The sequence below is a fragment of the Shinella sp. 838 genome, from assembly GCF_029623935.1.
Classification (GTDB): Bacteria; Pseudomonadota; Alphaproteobacteria; order Rhizobiales; family Rhizobiaceae; genus Shinella.
Map to the genome: position 1 here is coordinate 1 of NZ_JARSBQ010000021.1, position 18,763 is coordinate 18,763.

General features: G+C 61.5%; 14 protein-coding genes. 10 read left to right on the forward strand and 4 right to left on the reverse strand.

Translation table 11 applies throughout. The annotated features are described in order from the left end of the window. Positions 1-443 precede the first annotated feature (443 nt). Positions 444-1,244, forward strand: coding sequence for a helix-turn-helix transcriptional regulator (locus tag P9A16_RS32920; RefSeq protein ID WP_245462386.1), 801 nt, complete (start codon positions 444-446; stop codon positions 1,242-1,244). A 108-nt stretch (positions 1,245-1,352) separates the two neighbouring features. Here the strand turns inward: P9A16_RS32920 and P9A16_RS32925 are convergent, their stop codons facing one another. Further along, positions 1,353-1,673: a hypothetical protein gene (locus P9A16_RS32925; RefSeq protein ID WP_130520409.1), complete on the reverse strand. Its 321-nt coding sequence runs from the start codon at positions 1,671-1,673 to the stop codon at positions 1,353-1,355. 245 nt (positions 1,674-1,918) lie between these two features. Between P9A16_RS32925 and P9A16_RS32930 the strand changes: the two genes are divergently transcribed. The 7 genes from P9A16_RS32930 to P9A16_RS32960 all read left to right on the forward strand — a co-directional run bounded on the left by P9A16_RS32930 (position 1,919) and on the right by P9A16_RS32960 (position 5,604). After that, positions 1,919-2,494 (forward strand): helix-turn-helix domain-containing protein, encoded by a 576-nt coding sequence (locus P9A16_RS32930; protein ID WP_272790529.1) that lies wholly within the window; start codon positions 1,919-1,921, stop codon positions 2,492-2,494. 220 nt (positions 2,495-2,714) lie between these two features. Then, positions 2,715-3,110 (forward strand): hypothetical protein, encoded by a 396-nt coding sequence (locus tag P9A16_RS32935; RefSeq protein ID WP_130520405.1) that lies wholly within the window; start codon positions 2,715-2,717, stop codon positions 3,108-3,110. 46 nt (positions 3,111-3,156) lie between these two features. Further along, complete coding sequence (locus P9A16_RS32940) at positions 3,157-3,444, forward strand: hypothetical protein (protein ID WP_130520403.1); 288 nt, start codon at positions 3,157-3,159, stop codon at positions 3,442-3,444. Between the two features lie 633 nt (positions 3,445-4,077). Further along, entirely contained in the window at positions 4,078-4,422 is a 345-nt protein-coding gene (locus P9A16_RS32945; protein ID WP_130520399.1) for a hypothetical protein, read from the forward strand. Between the two features lie 242 nt (positions 4,423-4,664). Next, positions 4,665-4,955 carry a hypothetical protein gene (locus P9A16_RS32950; RefSeq protein ID WP_130520397.1) on the forward strand — a complete coding sequence of 97 codons (291 nt, stop codon included), beginning with the start codon at positions 4,665-4,667 and terminating at the stop codon, positions 4,953-4,955. A gap of 144 nt (positions 4,956-5,099) precedes the next feature. Then, on the forward strand, positions 5,100-5,348 hold the full coding sequence (locus P9A16_RS32955) for an acyl carrier protein (protein ID WP_130520426.1): 249 nt from the start codon (positions 5,100-5,102) through the stop codon (positions 5,346-5,348). 55 nt (positions 5,349-5,403) lie between these two features. Beyond that, entirely contained in the window at positions 5,404-5,604 is a 201-nt protein-coding gene (locus P9A16_RS32960; protein ID WP_130520396.1) for a hypothetical protein, read from the forward strand. A 128-nt stretch (positions 5,605-5,732) separates the two neighbouring features. Here the strand turns inward: P9A16_RS32960 and P9A16_RS32965 are convergent, their stop codons facing one another. After that, complete coding sequence (locus P9A16_RS32965) at positions 5,733-6,074, reverse strand: hypothetical protein (protein ID WP_130520394.1); 342 nt, start codon at positions 6,072-6,074, stop codon at positions 5,733-5,735. 408 nt (positions 6,075-6,482) lie between these two features. On the opposite strand from P9A16_RS32965, the gene P9A16_RS32970 reads away from it, so the two are divergent. Both P9A16_RS32970 and P9A16_RS32975 read left to right on the forward strand, forming a co-directional pair. Then, the gene (locus P9A16_RS32970) at positions 6,483-6,734 is read left to right on the forward strand and encodes a DUF1488 family protein (RefSeq protein ID WP_130520392.1); all 252 of its coding nucleotides are present in this window, start codon (positions 6,483-6,485) and stop codon (positions 6,732-6,734) included. A 283-nt stretch (positions 6,735-7,017) separates the two neighbouring features. Further along, positions 7,018-15,444 (forward strand): GH36-type glycosyl hydrolase domain-containing protein, encoded by an 8,427-nt coding sequence (locus P9A16_RS32975; protein ID WP_165909462.1) that lies wholly within the window; start codon positions 7,018-7,020, stop codon positions 15,442-15,444. A gap of 1,186 nt (positions 15,445-16,630) precedes the next feature. On the opposite strand, the gene P9A16_RS32980 is transcribed toward P9A16_RS32975, so the two are convergent. Further along, on the reverse strand, positions 16,631-17,941 hold the full coding sequence (locus P9A16_RS32980; RefSeq protein ID WP_130520388.1) for an aspartate aminotransferase family protein: 1,311 nt from the start codon (positions 17,939-17,941) through the stop codon (positions 16,631-16,633). Beyond that, complete coding sequence (locus tag P9A16_RS32985) at positions 17,941-18,759, reverse strand: N-formylglutamate amidohydrolase (RefSeq protein WP_278026425.1); 819 nt, start codon at positions 18,757-18,759, stop codon at positions 17,941-17,943. Before P9A16_RS32985 ends, P9A16_RS32980 begins: the two co-directional genes overlap by 1 nt. Positions 18,760-18,763: the final 4 nt, after the last annotated feature.

Below are 18,763 nucleotides of genomic sequence, written 5' to 3' on the forward strand. Positions count from 1 at the left end.
ATCCGTTCCCACTGCGCATCGGAAAACCAAAAGAAATCAGACATCTCACCGCCCTTTCGTCGCGGCAATGAATCATGCCCCAGCGCTCAAGGAAAGCTAATTATTGGGTCCGGACCCTAAAAAATAAATCGGACCGAACCGGATGGTGTTTTCTTGGCGAGTGTTTTTCACCTTGCCTCTCAAAGCATTTCTGCGTTGCATAAATATCTTCTTTTTTGCGGATACTATTCCCGGTTTAGATCGATTTTCCCGAAGGCGAGGCGCCTTCCATTGCCGGCGTCTACGCGTTCGAAGAAGAATTTTCGCGAGGCCGACGCTGCGATATCGAGGGGAACCAGACCCTGCCGATCGCGGAATCCCTCAAAGTGCTTGCGCAGCGCGCGGTGGCCGCAGGAATGCGGGACGGGCGTGTCACTTCGACCGATAGACGAATGAGGGCCACAATGGCGAAAGACAACGAGGGGGCTTGCGAAGAGGAGCCGATCAAAATTCTCCAGGCCCGAGATTTAGCCGGCAGCGATATGCGAGCCTATTCCAGGGAAAACGTGGACGGGGAGCCGGAGGGATATGCGCCGAGCGACTATGTCGCGATCTTCGACAAAAGGAACCTCGACCGGGAATGTCTTGCCAACAGTCTTGATACGCATCAGTTCGGCATCAGCATTTTCACCTTTTCCGGGCTTGTCAGCTGGCAGCAGCGCAAGGCAGGCCTTGGCACGCTCCGCGTCGCTCTTGTCAACATCGTCGGCAGGGACGTCGTGGCGCCGCAGTTCATGGACGAGATCGCGCAGTTCGTGACGACGCTTGAGCCAGTGCCTGTGGTGATATTGTCCGGCATTCAGACACTTGATCACGTACTGCAGGTCATCGACCGAGGCGTGCAAGGCTTCATTCCGAACACCGTCGATATCGATGTCTGCATCAAGGCACTTGCGCTTGCCATCGCCGGCGGTCGGTTTGTTCCGGCAAGCAGCGTGCTGGCGGTGCGCGGCCGTTTGGGCCGCTATTCCCGTGAGCGATGTGGCCATCACGTTTTCACGGCGCGTCAGCTGTCCGTTGCCGATGCGCTGCGCCGTGGCAAGGCGAACAAGCTCATCGCCCTAGAACTCAATCTCTGTGAGAGCACGGTGAAGGTGTATATTCGCAGTATCATGAAAAAGGTTGGCGCCACCAACCGGACGGAGGCCGCCTGCAAGGTCGGTGATATTATGTCCGACGAAGCCTGTGAAATCGGCAGGGCTTGAACCCGGACCCGGATCGGGCTCTGCCGGCTGCCGGATTTCTGGCCCGGGAGCTTTTATCCGGACCGGGCTTTTGCCGTCCTGATCGCGCTTCGGTCTATCGCGCGAGGATCAGGACAATGTACGCTCGCAGTCGAAGGTGACCTTGCTGAGAAGGTCCGCCGGCACCTGGATATCCGCCAAGGCGGCGGCGAGTTCGTCCCTCTTGGCGCGGATTTCATACCCCTTGACGGTTGCCAGATCGGTGCTGCTTGCGGTGGCGGAACATATGCCCTCAAGCGTCTCCACGCGCGCGAATTTCACGGCCTCGGCTTGTGCACTGGCGGTCGAAACCCATCCCGCGTTGAACGCGATGAGCGGCGCGGCGACAAGGCCGAGAATGAAACCCACCAGATAGTGTTTTGCATTTTCGATGCTGAGATGGAATGGCATGACTTTATTCCCTCTAATCGATGATTATCGGGATCTATAAGGCCCACGCTCGGACCTGGAGCCAATGGCAATCCGGACAGTTTTATCTTGCGCCTTGGGACAGGGGAAGCAAATGAAACTCGCCGTTCTTCCTGTTAAATTGCCTTGAAGTTGTTGCTCTAATACCAACGCGCGCTGACGGCCTCTCGTAGAGGGGTTCCCAAATCATCGAATTTCTGACTCCCTGTGTCGAACGGAGGTTCGGCATGACGAGAGCGATCTCGTTGCGGATGGACTATGACGGCTCGACGCTGAGACGGCTTGCGAAGAAAGCCAGGGACGCCGCGCAAGTTCGCCGGCTTCTGGCTCTTGCTTCGATCTATGACGGTGGGTCCAGACAGTATGCATCCGAGATCGGCGGCGTGACGGTACAGATCGTTCGTGACTGGGTCGTGCGCTTCAATGAGCGCGGTCCCGATGGATTGATGAACACCAAAGCGCCCGGGGCTCGGTCGAAACTGAACGACGCGCAGCGCAAGGCGCTGGCTCAACTTGTGGAAAGCGGCCCAATTCCGGCCATTCATGGCGTGGTGCGCTGGCGGCGCAAGGACCTGGCCCAGTGGTTGTTCGAGGAGTTCCGCATTTCCATCGACGAGACGGCGGTGGGCCGCGAACTTAAGGCGCTCGGCTTTGCCAAGCTTTCGGCCCGTCCTCGTCATTATGCGCAGAACGAACTGGAAGGCGACGTTTTCAAAAAGACTTCCCCGCCGCTCTGGCAGCGATCAGGGAAAAATGCCCGCCCGGCACGGATAATCACCCCTGATGGGATCTCAAGAGCTTAATAAGGGCGTCTCATCGCTTCGATGATATGGTTGGGGTGCGAGGCATCGCACGCTGCAAAACAATGGCGAATCTGCGCACTGGAAGAGTGAACCGAATTGACCTTATTTGTACCCTTGCTTTCGGCACCAGGTGGCCCCACACTGATTTCTTCAGCAGCCAATGTTACGGGCACTGCTGTTTGAGGGTTGGTTACCCTGGCCCCAATCAAAGGAGGACGACATGTCTTCCGGTGCTGGAATTTCTGAAATCTCATCGCGGGAAATGGTCCGGTCCGCGCTGCGCATGGCGGGCTACAGCCCGGATGCCCTTGCTGAGAACGGGCAAAAATTCAACACGGCCACCAAACTGCTGATGCGGTTGGTCCACTCCGGCAAAGCCTCGCCGCACAGGCTGATGGAGCAACTTGAACGATCTTTCGGTCGCCCACTGAAGTACAAGGTACTCTTTGCCCCCCTTCGGCCTCGGCATGCTATCCAAGGCCTACCGCTTATTTGCAAGGCGGAATTTCGTCCGGTCAGCGTGCCCTTGCGATCTGGCGAAAACGATCTGCAGGGATGGGAGAATGAAGGCGGCGCTCCGAACCACGCCTCCCACAACAAATCTGTCCACCGATAAGCAGAGTGCGAAGCACACATACCTCCCGATGTGAATGGAGGACGACATGTCTTCCACTTATCCAAAACAATATACGCACGCCGCAGACATAAGACTGGTTCGCGATATTCTGAAGCGTTCGGATTATCAGATTGCGGAAGGAGGAACGGAGACGAAGCGCAGTCGCTCCGCCGCGAAGTTCGGGATCAGCCAGTTCAAGGCCGGTCTTATCGAACCGCCTTTCATGTTGCACAACCTCGAACATAGGGCGCGTCATCTGCCCCGAGCCGCAGATGATGCTGGCCTTCAGGTGTGGGAAAACGAGGGCGGCGCGACGAAAGGCGATGCGATATGATCAGTCGCTTGATGCTATCGGCCTTCCTCGTTGTCCTTTCGATCACCTTGGTCTGGATGTTTCGCCCTGAACAGAGCGCGTTCGAGCGACTGAATTCCACGCAGCTACGCCAGCCGGCGTCGACGCAGGCTGGAGGAGAGGTCATGCAGGACCCATGACACGGAAAAAGCACCGCCTCGCATTGGCCTTAGTTGATCGCCGCCGAGACTTCGCCGAACTTTACAGAAGGTTCCCGTCCCCACACGCGCAGCTTGCCGATTTCCGATGCGAAGGCGGAAAGCCCATACTCGCCGGGAAGGGCGACGACACCTTCATCATTCCCGGCGTCGGGCCGGTGGTTGCCGCCGGATGGCTTGCTGCCACGGCGGCGGGCGCAGTGGCAGGCGCGGTGGCCGGTGGCGCAGCAGGCGGGCTAATCGGCGCTCTTCCAGAGGCTCCGAAAGGGACTCGAGGTGAAACGGATGCGTGAATGTGATTTCGGTTTCGGTGGTTCTTTCGGTCATTTTGAGCACGGCTTTCTCGTCCTCCTTGCATTCAGGGTCATCGAAGCCCTCCCGCGGTCAGGATGTAGATGTGGTAGGCGCTTGTAACCGCGTTCAGGCAAAGCGCCGTAACCACGCTGTCACAAATAATGTGAGCGACGTCATCAACGACAGACAGCAAAAGAACAACCTGGATGCGCCTGACGCCAGCCTTGTCAGATGTCTCGATGACAATGTGTCTCTTGTCTTCGTGCGACCGGACTTCGCTTTTTATCGGCCGCGCTCCGAAATTGGGAAAAAGGTCAGCCGTGATGCTCTTGCGTGGCTTCAAAAACAGCAGGTGATTTCGCTTGGTGCGCATTGTTGCCTCACGCCTGTTGGGGCGGAAGCCTTGCGACCTTCAGCAATGGCGCACTTTTCAAAAGCCATCGATGACGAGCAGTACGCTTCGCCGTCTCATCCATCGACCACTGACTTCGGAGCGCTATCGGCATGAAACGGCCCCAATTGAGGGCTTGCCAATGCGTGGTATCGGGCGCAAGGTTGGTGTTCCAGCAGCCATTGACAAGGGCGCTGCTGTTTGAGGGTTGGTTACCCTGGCCCTGAAATGAAGGAGGACTCAATGTCTTCCATATTCTTCCACAAACAGCAAAGACATGTATGGACCACCGCGGGTGGCTATGTGTTTTTTGCAGCCAGCCTGACGATGATCCTCATCCTCTTCATGGAGGGTTGGCTATGGTAATCCTCATCTTCAAGGGCCCCGATATTCCGGGAACGCACCGCCGAACCGTCCTCCGGCAGATTCTCAAGAACGCCGACTATGAGACCCACAGCCTTGTGCTCGGGCAGGGAACCATGAATGAGGATGCGGCAAATCTTATCCGATTGATCAAGTCGGCGACGATCGATGCCGGAAACTATCCTCTATCTCGCAAAACGCGCGCGCAAGAACAGCGCGCCGGTGTCGAGGTTTGGGAAAACGAGGGCGGTTCCACCGCCGCGTGGCCACGATGCCCAATCGTCTGACGGTGATTCTTGTTGTCTTGGTTTTGGCGGTTGGTTTTGTTTGGTCCTACCGCCCGGACCAGAGCCGCTATGATCGCCTTCATCCCTCCCAATCGCGTCAGCCGGCAGCGTCCCAGTAATTATTCTTCATCAGGACACATCGCCATGGAAGACGGAAGAGCCGATATTGCCGAGCGTGTGAAAAACATCATCATCGGACAGTTGGCTGTCGAGAAATCGAAGGTCGTCGATGACGCTTCAATTGTCGATGACCTGGGCGCTGATTCCTTGGAGGTGGTCCAAATCGTGATGCTCATCGAAGACGAGTTTGGCATCGCCATTCCTGACGAGCCGGCCGAGGAATTCCTGACGGTTCGGGACGCCATCGACTTCGTGGTCGCATCACAATCGTGACAGATAAGCGGCGCCCGGATGACGATCAGTCGTTGCGGGGTGAAGGAGTTGACGGATGACAGCGAATAGCGAACGGTTTTTCAAGCCGACAAAGACTACTGCGGATAAAAAGGCGTCGGAGACCAACTCGGTCGCCTGGAGGATCATCGATCGGGAGGCCGCAACGTGGGAAAAGAAGACCGAGAAGCTGCGCGCGCTCCGCCTGGCGAAAGAGGTGTCCAATCCTGCACCCTTGCCGAAGTTGAAGCGAAAGTAGCAACGGAGCAGGTGTGGTCGGAAGCTGCATGACAGGCGCGGCTGTCTGCTCCAAATTCAAGCATTACTCCAACTGAAAGCCGAAGGCGAAAACGCCTTCGGCTTCGTATCTTGTGAGTTCAGTGCTTGTCAGGACAATGTGCGCCCGCAATCGAAAGTGACCTTGCTGAGAAGATCCGCTGGCACCTGGATGTCGGCCATCGCGGCGGCAACGAGTTCATCCCGCTTCGTACGGTTTTCATATCCCTTGTAGGTTGCCAGATCGGTGCTGCTGGCGGTGGCGATGCGGCTGGCCGAGGCAGAACATATGCCCGCAAGAGTCTCTACCCGTGCGGTCTTGACCGCCTCGATACGTGCGCTGGTGGTCGAAACCCATCCCGCATTGAAGGCGATGAGCGGCGCAGCCACGAGGCCGAGAACGAAACCCACCATGTAGGGTTTTGCTTTTTCCATGTTCAAACTGAATGACATGACGTTACTCCCTATAATCGATGATTATCGGGATCGATAAGGGCCCGCGCTCGGACCTGGAGCCAATGGCAATCCGGACAGTTTCAGTGTGCGCCTCAACGCGCAGAAAGCAAATGAAATTAAAGATTTTTCTTTGAATTCCCTCATTTTTTTCCGGTTGCAAAACAAAAACACATGATTTCAATTTTTGTGATATGATGAATTCAATCGAAAAACACATGAACTCGTGGGTTGTCGATGAGAATTTACAGTAATGAGTTACATGCTTTATTTGAGTTTTTGGAATTTTGTGCAGCCTGCATCAGATTTTTTGATGACATTATTTTTGAACAGCGCCGGCGGGATTATTTCCGGTGCTCATAGCGGCTTTTCGTATCGAAGAGGCGCCGTCACCGTAAGGAGCGTTCCATGAGTCTCAGTTTTCCAAACCAAAGCCGAAGCTATGAAGAGGCCGGCAAGCGTATCCGTTTTATTGGTCATGACGGCATGTTCGAGATTCCGTTCTTCGCGGGGGCGGACCTGTTCCCGGGAGTGATTTCCGAAGCCGGTTATCTCAGGGCTTTCGACGATGCCCGCGTCTCTGTCTACAAGGCGGCGCGGCGCGCCTATTCCGCTGGCCGAAAGCCGGTTTACGTCTTGACGCGCGCCGATTTCGGCTGAGAGCGTCCGCTCCCGGACGAAGCTTCGGCGACCTACATCCCCGACACGATTGCCGGGTTTCGCCCGGCCGGCTGCCTGGCCGCATCTGGGCAAAGGAATGATTATGGCCAGAGGCCAAGAGCGTGGCGTGCAAGACATCGGCAATTCGGAAACCGCCGTTGCCGAAAGGACCCACCATCCTGAGGTGGGCTCCAAGTCGGCGCCGGAGCCGCAAGTAGTTACGGACGGGAAAGGCGAGGGCAACAGTCCGTCGTCCGGATTCGGTTTCCGCCGGGCACCGGGCATGCCATGGAACGATCCCATGCCCGTGCGGGAGGAACTGTTCGGCATCGAACGGCTCGAGCAGCACGCCGCGACCCTTGCGCTTGCCCAACCGGTAACGAAGCGGCCGCCGTCCGTCCAGTCGCTGCACAAGCGCCTTAAGAGCAACGCGGCAGTCCTGCTTGCCGCCTACCGTGCCAGCGCCCTGGAGGTGGAGAACGAGCGCGGCGTCGTGCCGGCGGCCGAATGGCTGCTGGACAACTACCATTTGGTCGAGGAGCAAATCCGCGAGATACATGACGACCTGCCGCCCAACTATTACAGGCAGCTGCCAAAACTCGCCGAGGGGCCGTTCGCCGGATATCCGCGCGTCTTCGGCATTGCCTGGGCCTTCGTCGCGCACACCGACAGCCATTTCGATCCAGAGACGCTCGTCCGCTTCATCGCTGCCTATCAAAAGGTTCAGCCGCTGACTATCGGCGAGTTGTGGGCCGTGGCGATCACCTTGCGCATCGTGCTCGTCGAGAACCTGCGGAGGCTTGCCGACCAGATCACCGCCGGGCGCCGGATGCGTGCCGAGGCGGATGCGCTGGCCGACCGGCTATTGGCGAACGAGGGTCGCGGCAGCGCGCTTGAAAAGGTCTCCGCCGACCCCCTGCCCGAGCTCTTCGCGGCCCAGCTTGCCAAACGGCTGCGCGACCAGGACCCCAGCACGACACCGGCGCATGGCTGGCTGGAGGCGCGGCTGGCGAGGCAGCACAGTTCGGTTGACGCTGTGGTGCGGCATGCCCAGCAGCGCCAGGGCGCGTCGAATGTCACGATCAGGAACATCATCACCAGCATGCGGCTGATCAGCGATGTCGACTGGGCCGATCTTTTTGAAAAGGTCAGCCTCGTCGATGCGCGCCTTTCGGCCGACGGCAGCTTCGCCCGCATGGATTTCGCCACGCGCAACCTCTATCGCAGCGCCATCGAAGACCTCGCCCGCGGCTCGGACCTGTCGGAACTCGACATTGCCGGGCAGGCGGTGAAAGCGGCACAGGCCGCAGCGGTCACAGACGATACCGCCTCGCAGGCCGAACGTGTCGCGGATCCGGGCTACCATCTGATCGCGGAAGGGCGGCCGGCCTTCGAGCGCACGATCGGGTTCCGCCCGCCCCGGCACCTAATCGCCGGGCGGCTGGCGGCGCGCACGGGCATTGCCGGCTATGCCGGGGCGATCGGGTTCATGACGGCGATGCTTCTGGCGCTTGCGCTATGGCTGCTGTCTATCACTGGTCTCTCGGCGCCCGGCATGATCGTCTTCGCGATGCTGGCGCTGTTGCCGGCAAGCGATATCGCGACGGCGCTCGTCAACCGCTTCGTGAGCTGGAGCCACGGCGCGACCGGTCTGCCGGGACTGGAACTCGCGCAGGGTGTCCCATCGTCGTCACGCACGCTGGTCGTCGTGCCGACGCTCCTGAGCAATCGTGCCGACCTGCTGGAGCAGATCGAGCGGCTGGAGGTCCATCATCTCTCGGGCGCTGGCGGCGACCTGAGTTTTGCCCTGCTGACCGACGGGAAGGATGCGTCGCAGGAGACCGTCGAGGGCGATGGTGCGCTTCTCGCGCTCGCTGTCGAGGGCATGGCCGACCTCAATCACCGGCACGGGCCGGGTCCTTCTGGCGACCGCTTCCTGCTTTTGCACCGCAAGCGCCGGTTCAATGCCGGCGAGACCCTCTGGATGGGCTGGGAGCGCAAGCGCGGCAAGCTGCACGAGCTCAACCGCCTGCTGCGCGGCGCCACTGACACCAGCTTCATGGCGCTCGGCGGAAAGTCGCCGTCCGTCCCGCCGGACGTGCGCTATGTCATCACCCTCGACGCGGATACGAAACTGCCGCGCGACACGGTCCTGCGGCTGATCGGCAAGATGGCGCATCCTCTCAACCGGCCGCGCTTCGATATCGGGCAGCAGCGGGTCGTCGATGGTTATGCGATCATCCAGCCGCGTGTCACCCCGTCGCTTCCCATCGGCCGCGAAGGCTCGCTCTACCAGCGGGTCTTTTCCGCGCCCGGCGGCATGGATCCCTATGCCGCGGCCGTTTCCGACGTCTATCAGGATCTGTTCGGTGAGGGTTCCTATACCGGCAAGGGCATTTATGACGTCGATGCCTTTGAGGCGGCGCTGGCCGGGCGCATACCCGAGAATACCCTTCTCAGCCACGACCTTTTCGAGGGCACGTTCGCGCGGGCGGGGCTTGCCTCCGATGTCGAGGTGGTCGACGATTTTCCGTCGCGCTACGACGTCGCCGCCCGGCGCCAGCACCGCTGGGCGCGCGGCGACTGGCAGCTGCTGCCCTGGATATTCGGACGGCGGGCGCTTCCCGCACTCGGCCGCTGGAAAATGCTGGACAATCTGCGCCGTACCCTCATTGCACCATCGATATTCGCGGCGCTCGTAGCCTGTTGCGCGATGCCGTTGCAGGCGGGCGTGACAGGTGCGTTGCTCATCGCGGCCTGCATCGCGTTTCCCGCTTTCCTGCCGGTAGCCTTCGCCATCCTGCCGCGCCGCAGTGGCCTGCAGCTGAGCAGCCATGCCGTCAGACTTGCCGGCGACATCAAGCTCGCCGCGATGCAGGCCGCGCTTGTCCTCTCCTTCCTGCCCGATCAGGCATGGCGCAATTGCGACGCCGTGCTCAGAACCGCTGGCCGGCTGATGGTGACGCGCAGGAAACTCTTGGAGTGGACGACCGCCGCGACGTCCGGAAACCGGACACGGCTGACGCTTGCCGGCTTCTACCGCGACATGGCGGGCGGCACGGCGACCGCGCTGATCCTTCTCACTGCTGCCGTCGCGTTTTCGCCGGCCGCCTGGCCTCTGGCTCTGCTGCTGGCGCTCCTCTGGTCGGCCACGCCCGCCATCGCGCTCTGGGTCAGCCGGTCGCCGACAGCACGGCCGGGCCGGGCGCTTTCGGATGGCGATGCGGCGGAACTCCGGCTCGTCGCGCGACGCACATGGCGGTTCTTCGAGACCTTCGTTACCCCGCTGGAAAACATGCTGCCGCCGGACAATTTCCAGGAAACCCCGCTGCCCGCCATCGCCCACCGCACCTCGCCGACCAATATCGGCCTCTATCTTCTCTCGACGGTCGCCGCGCGCGACTTCGGCTGGGTGGGGACCCTTGAAGCGCTTGAACGGTTGGAAGCGACTTTCTCTACGCTCAAGCGGCTTGATCGTTTCAACGGACATTTCTTCAACTGGTACGATACGCGCGATCTCAGAACCCTCGCTCCCGCCTATGTCTCCTCCGTCGATAGCGGCAATCTCGCCGGCCACCTGATCGCGTTTGCGAATGCCTGCGAGGAGTGGGCCGGGACGCCGCCGGCGGAAGACGGGGAGGGTTTCGGTGATACGCTGGCGCTCACCCGCATGGCTCTCGGCGAGACGGCCGGCAATCCCGGTGCCAGCCTGACAGCCATTCTCGACGAGGCTGAAGCCCTCGTGCGTGGCCCCCAATCCATCGAGGCCGCAACACCGGCATTGACACGGCTTCTTGACAAGGCCTTGAAACTGGCCGAGCAGGCAGCACCTGCCGATGACGGCACGGCCGCCGATCTTACGTTCTGGATAGGCGCGCTCGCCCGATCCGTCACACAGGCCGCGCGCGACCGGCAGGTCTTCCGCGACGATGCCGCCTCCGTGAAAGCCCGGCTTCAGGCGCTTTCGGACACAGCCCGCACCATGGCGCTCGACATGGATTTCGCCTTCCTGTTCGATCCCGACAGGAAGCTCCTGTCCATCGGCTATTCGCTCGCCGACAACGGGCTCGACCCGAACTGCTACGACCTTCTCGCTTCGGAAGCCCGGCTTGCGAGCTTCTTCGCCATCGCTAAGGGCGATATCAGCACGCGCCATTGGTTCCGCCTCGGTCGGGCGGCGACGCCGCTCGGCAGCGGCTCGGCGCTGATCTCCTGGTCGGGCTCGATGTTCGAATATCTCATGCCTTCGCTCGTGATGCGCGCACCGGCGGGAAGCCTGCTCGACGACACAAACAGGCTGATCGTCGCGAGGCAGGAGGCCTATGGGCGATCGCGGCACGTGCCCTGGGGCATATCGGAATCCGCCTTCAATGCGCGCGATATAGAGTTCACTTATCAATATTCCAACTTCGGCGTGCCGGGGCTCGGCCTCAAGCGCGGGCTGTCAGGCAACATGGTTATCGCCCCCTATGCCACCGGCCTTGCCGCCATGGTCGATCCCCATGCCGCGCTCGACAACTACCGGCATCTCGAATCCCTCGGTGCGCGCGGCGTTCACGGTTTCTACGAGGCGCTGGATTTCACCCGCGCCCGCCTGCCCGAAGATGCCCGCGTCGAGATCATCCGCAGCTACATGGCCCACCATCAGGGCATGACCATCGTCGCCATTGCCGTCCTCCTGCAGGACGGGCGCATGCGGGCGCGGTTCCACCGCGAGCCGATGATCATGGCCAGCGAGCTTCTGCTGTCGGAGCGCATGCCGCGCGACGTGGCGATTGCCCGCCCGCGCGCCGAGGAGGTCAAGGCATCCGCAGGAATTTCCCTGAACCCGGCGCCGTCGGTGCGCCGGCTGGCGCTGCCCGTCGCCGGCGCGCCGGTCACGCATCTCCTGTCCAACGGGCGCTATGCGGTGATGCTGACGGCCTCGGGCGGCGGCTACAGCCGCTGGCGCGATATCGCCGTCACGCGCTGGCGCGAAGATGCGACCCGCGACGATTGCGGCGCCTTCATCTTTCTCAGGGACATGCAGACTGGCACAGTCTTTTCACTCACCCCCCTGGCAACGGGCGACAGGGCCGAGGCCTCGGTGGTCTTCGGCGAGGATCACGCGCAATACATTCGCCATGACGAGACGCTGACGACGGAGATGGATGTCATCGTCTCCGGCGAAGATGACGGCGAGGTGCGCCGGATCTGCCTCACCAATAGCGGGCGACGAGTGCGCGAGATCGAGCTGACCTCTTATGCCGAACTGGTGCTTGCCACGCCGGCGACCGACAACGCGCATCCCGCTTTCGACAAGATGTTCGTTGAGACCGAGTATTTGCCGGAGTACGGCGCGCTCATCGCCACGCGGCGCCGCCGCGCGCCTTCGGAGGCCGAGATCTGGGCCGCCCATTTCGCGGTGGTCGAGGGCGATGCGGTTGCCGATTCGCAATACGAATCCGATCGCGCCCGTTTCCTCGGGCGCGGCCGTTCCATCGCCACCGCCGCGGCCATCCACGACGGGCAGGCGCTGTCCAACACCGCGGGAACCGTTCTCGATCCGATCTTCGCGCTGCGCCGCAGCGTGCGGGTGCTTCCCGGCAAGGTGGCGCGCGTCGCCTTCTGGACGGTCGTCGCCGGCTCGCGTGAAGAGCTCCTCGAACGGATCGACAAGCACCACGACAGGAGCGCCTTCGAGCGGGCGAAGACGCTTGCCTGGACCCAGGCGCAGGTGCAGCTTCACCATCTCGACATGGATCTGGAGGAGGCTGCGGACTTCCAGCGTCTTGCCGCGCCCATCCTCTATGCCGACGCGCGCTTCCGCCCCGCGTCGGATGCCATCCTTGCCGGTGCCGGGCCGCAGTCGGGCCTGTGGCCCTACGGCATTTCCGGCGACCTGCCGATCGTGCTGCTGCGCATCGAGGATGCCGAAGACCTTCCGCAGCTGCGCCAGATGCTGCGCGCGCACGAATACTGGCGCATCAAGCGGCTCGCCGTCGATCTGGTGATCGTCAACGAGCGCGCTGCGTCCTATGTGCAGGATCTGCAGAACGCCGTCGAGGCCGCCGTGCGCTCCAGCCAGTCCCGCCCGCGTTTCGGCGACACGCCGGCACAGGGCGCGGTGCACGTGCTGCGCGCCGATTTCCTGAACCAGGAGACGAAAAACCTCCTGAACGCCACCGCGCGCGTCGTGCTTTCGGCCCATCGTGGCCTGATCGCCGATCAGTTGGCGCGTCTTTCCGACGGCATCGAGCGCTCGGCTCCTCTGCCGCCGCCCTTTCCCTCGAAATCCTCGGCCGAGATGGTCGCGCCACCGGTGGATCTAGAATTCTTCAACGGGCTGGGCGGGTTCGACAGGAACGGCACGGAATATGTGACCGTGCTGGAAAACGGCGCGACGACCCCGATGCCCTGGATCAACGTTATCGCGAATCCCGCCTTCGGTTTCCAGGTGTCGGCGGACGGCAGCGCCTATAGCTGGGCGGAAAACAGCCGTGAGAACCAGATCACGCAATGGTCCAACGACCCGGTCTGCGACCCCTCCGGTGAGGCCCTGTATATCCGCGACGAGGAGACACTCGACCTCTGGAGCCCCACACCCCAGCCGATCCGAGATTCCGGACGGTATGTGGCGCGCCACGGCTTCGGTTACAGCCGTTTCGCGCATCGGGCGCACGGGATCGAAAGCGACCTGCTCTCCTACGTGCCGCTTGCCGATCCCATCCGCATTTCGCGGTTGACGCTGACCAACCATTCGTCGCGGCCGCGCCGCCTGTCGATCACGAGCTATGCCGAATGGGTGCTCGGCACCCTGCGGGGTGCAAGCGCGCCGTTCATTGCAACATCCCTGGACGTCGAGACGGGCGCGATCTTCGCTAGCAATCGATCGGCCATGGGTTTTCCCGGCCGCGTCGCCTTCGCCGATCTCGGTGGACGGCAGACCGCATGGACCGGCGACCGCACGGAATTCCTCGGGCGGGGCGGGAGCTCCGCGCGACCGGCGGCGCTTACAAGACGAATGCCGCTCGGCGCCAAGGTCGGCGCGGGCCTCGATCCGTGCGCTGCATTGCAATGCACGATCGAACTCGACCCGGGTGAAAGCATCGAACTCGTCTCCTTCCTCGGTGAAGCCGCTTCGGCGGAGGAAGCCGGCGCGCTGATCACCCGCTACCGCGCCGCCGATCTCGGCGCGGTTCTTGCCGACGTGAACGCGCATTGGCAGACGCTGTTGCAGACCGTGCAGGTCAGGACACCGGATCGGGCGATGGACATCATGCTGAACGGCTGGCTGCTCTACCAGACGCTCGCCTGCCGCATATGGGCTCGCTCGGCCTTCTATCAGGCAAGCGGTGCCTATGGTTTCCGCGATCAGTTGCAGGACGGCATGGCGCTGGCTTTCGCCCGGCCGGAGGAGACACGGGCGCATATCCTGCGCGCGGCAGGCCGGCAGTTTGCCGTAGGGGACATGCAGCATTGGTGGCTGCCCCATTCGGGCGCGGGTGTTCGCACGCGAATTTCCGACGACCGCGTCTGGCTCGCCTTCGCCACCGCGACCTATGTCGGAACGGCCGGCGATGCGGCGATCCTCGATGAGGTCATCCCGTTTCTGGATGGACCAGTCCTCGCCGAGGGGGAACACGATGCCTTCTTCCAGCCGACGCCCTCCGGCGAGACGGCCTCGCTCTTCGAACATTGCGCCCGCGGCCTCGACCAGGCCGTCACGCTCACCGGCCGTCATGGCCTGCCCCTGATTGGCACCGGCGACTGGAACGACGGCATGAACCGGGTCGGCGAGGGCGGTGAAGGGGAAAGCGTCTGGCTCGGCTGGATGCTGATCGGCACAATCGACTTGTTCGCGCCGCTTGCGGAGAGCCGCGACCCCGAACGAGCCGCACACTGGAAGGCGCATGCAGAGAATCTCAAGGCTTCCATTGAACAGGAAACCTGGGACGGGGCTTGGTACCGGCGCGCCACCTTCGATGATGGCTCATGGCTGGGATCGAAGGACAATGACGAATGCCGGATCGACAGCATCGCCCAGACCTGGGCGGTTCTATCCGGCGCTGCCGATCCCGCCCGCGCCGCCGCCGCCATGGCGTCGCTGGAGCGCCATCTGATCCGCAAAGAGGAGGGGCTTGCCCTTCTCTTCACACCAGCTTTTGACGCGACTCCACGTGACCCGGGTTACATCAAGGGCTATCCGCCGGGCCTGCGTGAGAACGGCGGCCAGTACAGCCACGCTGCCATGTGGGCGATCCTCGCTTTCGCGCGGATGGGGCAAGGCGATAAGGCACACAATCTCTTCGCCCTGCTGAATCCGATCAATCATGCAAACACACCCGAAGCGGCAGCACGCTACAAGGTCGAGCCCTATGTGGTCGCCGCCGACGTCTACTCGGTCGCCCCCCATGTCGGGCGCGGTGGCTGGACATGGTACACAGGCTCCGCCGCTTGGATGTACCGCGCCGGCATCGAGGGCATCCTCGGCCTGCGCCGGGAAGGCGCAGTGCTCGTGATGGACCCTTGCCTGCCGGCATCATGGCCGCAGGTCGAGGTGGCGTTCAGAATGGGAGACACTTGCTACGATATCCAGGTCAGAAGGGCTTCCGATCGACCAAACAGCACGCCCTCCGCGACGTTGGACGGCGCGTCGTTGCCCTACGCTAGCGGTCCGATACGTTTGCCCGTGGATGGTGGCAGGCATGTTCTGGTGTTCGTTGTATGAAGTGGTGATCAAGCTCGAAAGTTGCGCCAGCTTGGAATTTATCACGATACAAACGGTAAGTTTGGTGCTCGAGGCCTGTTTGCCGGATTTTAGGATACATCTCCGGTAACCCGCCCCATGTTGCGCCGATCCATTACATCTATCAGAAACGGGTTTTCTACAGTTTTTCTTTGCCAGGAAAGAAGATAGACGACCTTCACTTCAGTCTACGCGCCCGCGTGGAGGTTGAGTAGTTGGTGACTTGGGGGGAATGGAAAAGCGTCTTTCTGGAGGGCCTCTACCGGGAATTGCCTGACGACGAAAAGGACCGGAGCGAAGATATGTACACCTGGCGGCTTCCGCAGGAGCGTGGCAACTGGTGTGAGCCAGGCGCCTGCAGCCTTGGAGGGCATGCGCATTCGGACGTACAAACACCCCCCATCTTCCAACGCGTAGAAATCCACAAATTTCCGGGCCGGCGGGCGGCGGTGGCCTGAACTTCAGGCACGGCATTCGTTCAACACGCCTCACGGCGCGGCGCTAGCCTCTACGTGTCGATATCACAACCGTGGTACCTGCCCCAAATTGTGCTTGCATGGGGAGTAGAGATGTAACCGCAATGCGGAGTCACGCTCGGCGAACAAGTGCTTTCATCAAACTGCACCTCGGCCGCAAGATGCGCAGCCACACAAGCAGCAAGACGATGGGTTGGTAAGAGAAATCCAATGCGGACGAGGATTCACCAACAGGGTCGCCAGTTCGCCCCTCATTAAGAGCCATATCCTGCAAAATGACCGCCTCGCGCGCAGTGGGCATCCTTGATGCCGGTGCGAAGGGCCGTTCCACACCATCACTTTTGCTGAAGCGGGATGGCTAGGTTGCGTCAATTGACATCGTGTCCGCTTCTTCCAGCGTCTTCAGCCGCCTGTCAGCTGAACATCCATGCCTCCGAACTTATAGACACTAGCATCGATGAGGCGCGCTTACGGTAAGGCTACGCTACTGGCGTGCCGGCCTCATACTCTTTCAGAAGGCCGAGATCTGTCTGTCCATGAAACGGTTGCGCTCCATTCTCTGGTCCTCTCGGGGGCCAGGGCTTAGTTCAAAATGGATGAGTTCAACCGGGAAAGGTCAACGGACCAATCGTACTTGAGCGAGTGATTTTGCAGACTTTTTGAAAGACTTGCGCTGCGTGTACCGAACACCACTACCAACCAGAAAACCTCGAAAGGACTTCGTCCGATATCGTTGGGAGCTCGAAGAAGGCTCTATCGAGCAGCTCTATTGCCTGGTGAATATCATTTTCTGTGATACTCAGCGGCGGTGTCATTTCCAACACATTGCCGTTCATGCCGACATAATAGAGCACGACGCCGAGTTCGTAGGCGCAGTAGATCAGCTTTGCGGTCTCCACGCGCGCCGGCGCACGGCTTTGGCGGTCGAGTACGAGTTCGACGCCGCAGGCAAGGCCCCGGCCGCGAATGTCGCCGATGAGGGTGTGGCGTTCGGCAAGCCACGCCAGACCGTCGCGCAGCAATTTTCCCTTGCGCTCCGCGCCTGCGGCAAGGTTTTCGCGGTCGATCGTTTCGAGCACGGCAAGGCCTGCGGCGGCGCAGACCGGATTGCCGTGCAGGGTCTGCATGGCAAATGCGCTGGCGCAATCGAGGATATTGGCCGGTGCGATGACGGCTGAGAGCGGCAAGCCGCCGCCAAGGCCTTTGCCGAGCACCAGGATATCGGGCACGAAGCCCTCGTGGTCGAAGCAATGCAGGCGGCCGCTGCGGGCAAGGCCCACCTTCACCTCGTCGCAGACGACGAGAATGCCATGGGCGCGGCAGATATCCGCGAACTTGCGCAAAAAACCATCGGGAGGAACGATCAAGCCGCCATCTGACTGGATCGGTTCGATAAAGGCCGCACCGATCGAGCCGGCCGGAACCACAGCCAGCTTTTCCCTGAGAAGCGTGAGGATGGCATCGCCCGTCGGATCGCCCTCATGGGGGCGGTAGGGATCGGGGTAGGGCAGAAGGATCAGCCCATCCGCCTTGGCTGCGCCGGCCTGAACGCTGTGGCCGGAAAATGCCATAGAGCCGACGGTGCAGCCGTGATAGGCGCCGACAAAGGCGATGACGCCGGTGCGGCCGGTTGCCTTCACGATCGCCCGATAGGCGGCTTCGTTGGCATCGGAGCCGGAATGGCCGAACCAGACCTTATGCCCGCCGCGACCGGGAAAACGCGCCAGCAGCCTTTCGGCAAGCGCCACGGCCGGTGCGTTCGAGGCGGAAAGGATGCTTGCGCCGGCAGGGTTGGCGATGGCGGTGGAGACGGCCTCGACGATGGCGGGATGGCCGTAGCCGAGGCTCGCCGCGCCCCAGGCGCCGGAGAGGTCGATGAGTTCGCGGCCATTCTCCTCCACAAGCCGCGCACCCTTTCCGCCGCTGATGGCAAGCGGGAAGAAGCGCAGTTTCTGCAGGGTGCCGATGGCCGCTTCATCCCTGTCGTAGAGACTGTCCTCCATCAGCCCTGCTCCTGCAATGCCGCCTTGAAACAGCGGGTGAGCCTGTCACCCCATTCGCCGACGCCGGAAAGCGTGTCGATCAGATCATGCCGCACCTCGATGAGGGCACCCGGCAGGCCGCGTGCGTCCGCATGGACGGGCACCGTATAGTCCTCATCCCGATGGATGATGTAAGGCTCGTTGTCGCCGATGGTGAGGCCGGATTCTGCCTGGAGTTCCCGGACTAGCATTTGGCCGAAGCCGGTTGCCTGTCCATAGAGGATACCGGCGTGCCATGGGCGTTGCTTGCCGAAATAAACAGGCGTGAAGGAATGGATCCCGACGACGATCGGGCGCTTGCCCTGTTGCTGCAACAGGTCTAGCCGTCTCGCGACGGCCTCGGCATAGGGCGTGAACAACGTCTCGATGCGCTGCGTCTTCTCGGCTTCCGTCAGGCCGATATTGCCGGGGATCTTGGTCGTTTCGCTGATTTCGGGCATGGCCGAGGGGACGCCGAGGGGACGGTTGCAGTCGATGACGAGCCGCGAATAGTTCGTCATGAATAGCGGCGCATCGAGCATGCGGCTGAGATGCTGGGACAGGGCGTTGACGCCGATATCCCAGGCGATGTGGCGTCGGCGCTCCGTCTCCGGCAGACCGAGGTCGCCGAGCGCCTTCGGGATACGGTTGGACGCATGTTCACAAAGCAGCAGGTAGGGTGAGGTCCCATTGGGATTGATCACGCTATAGGGCGGCGGCTCGTCGATGGCGAGCAGCGGCAGGGCCGGATCGTGCCGCCACCGGTTCTCGGGATGGGGAATGACATTGCTTGAGGTCATGATC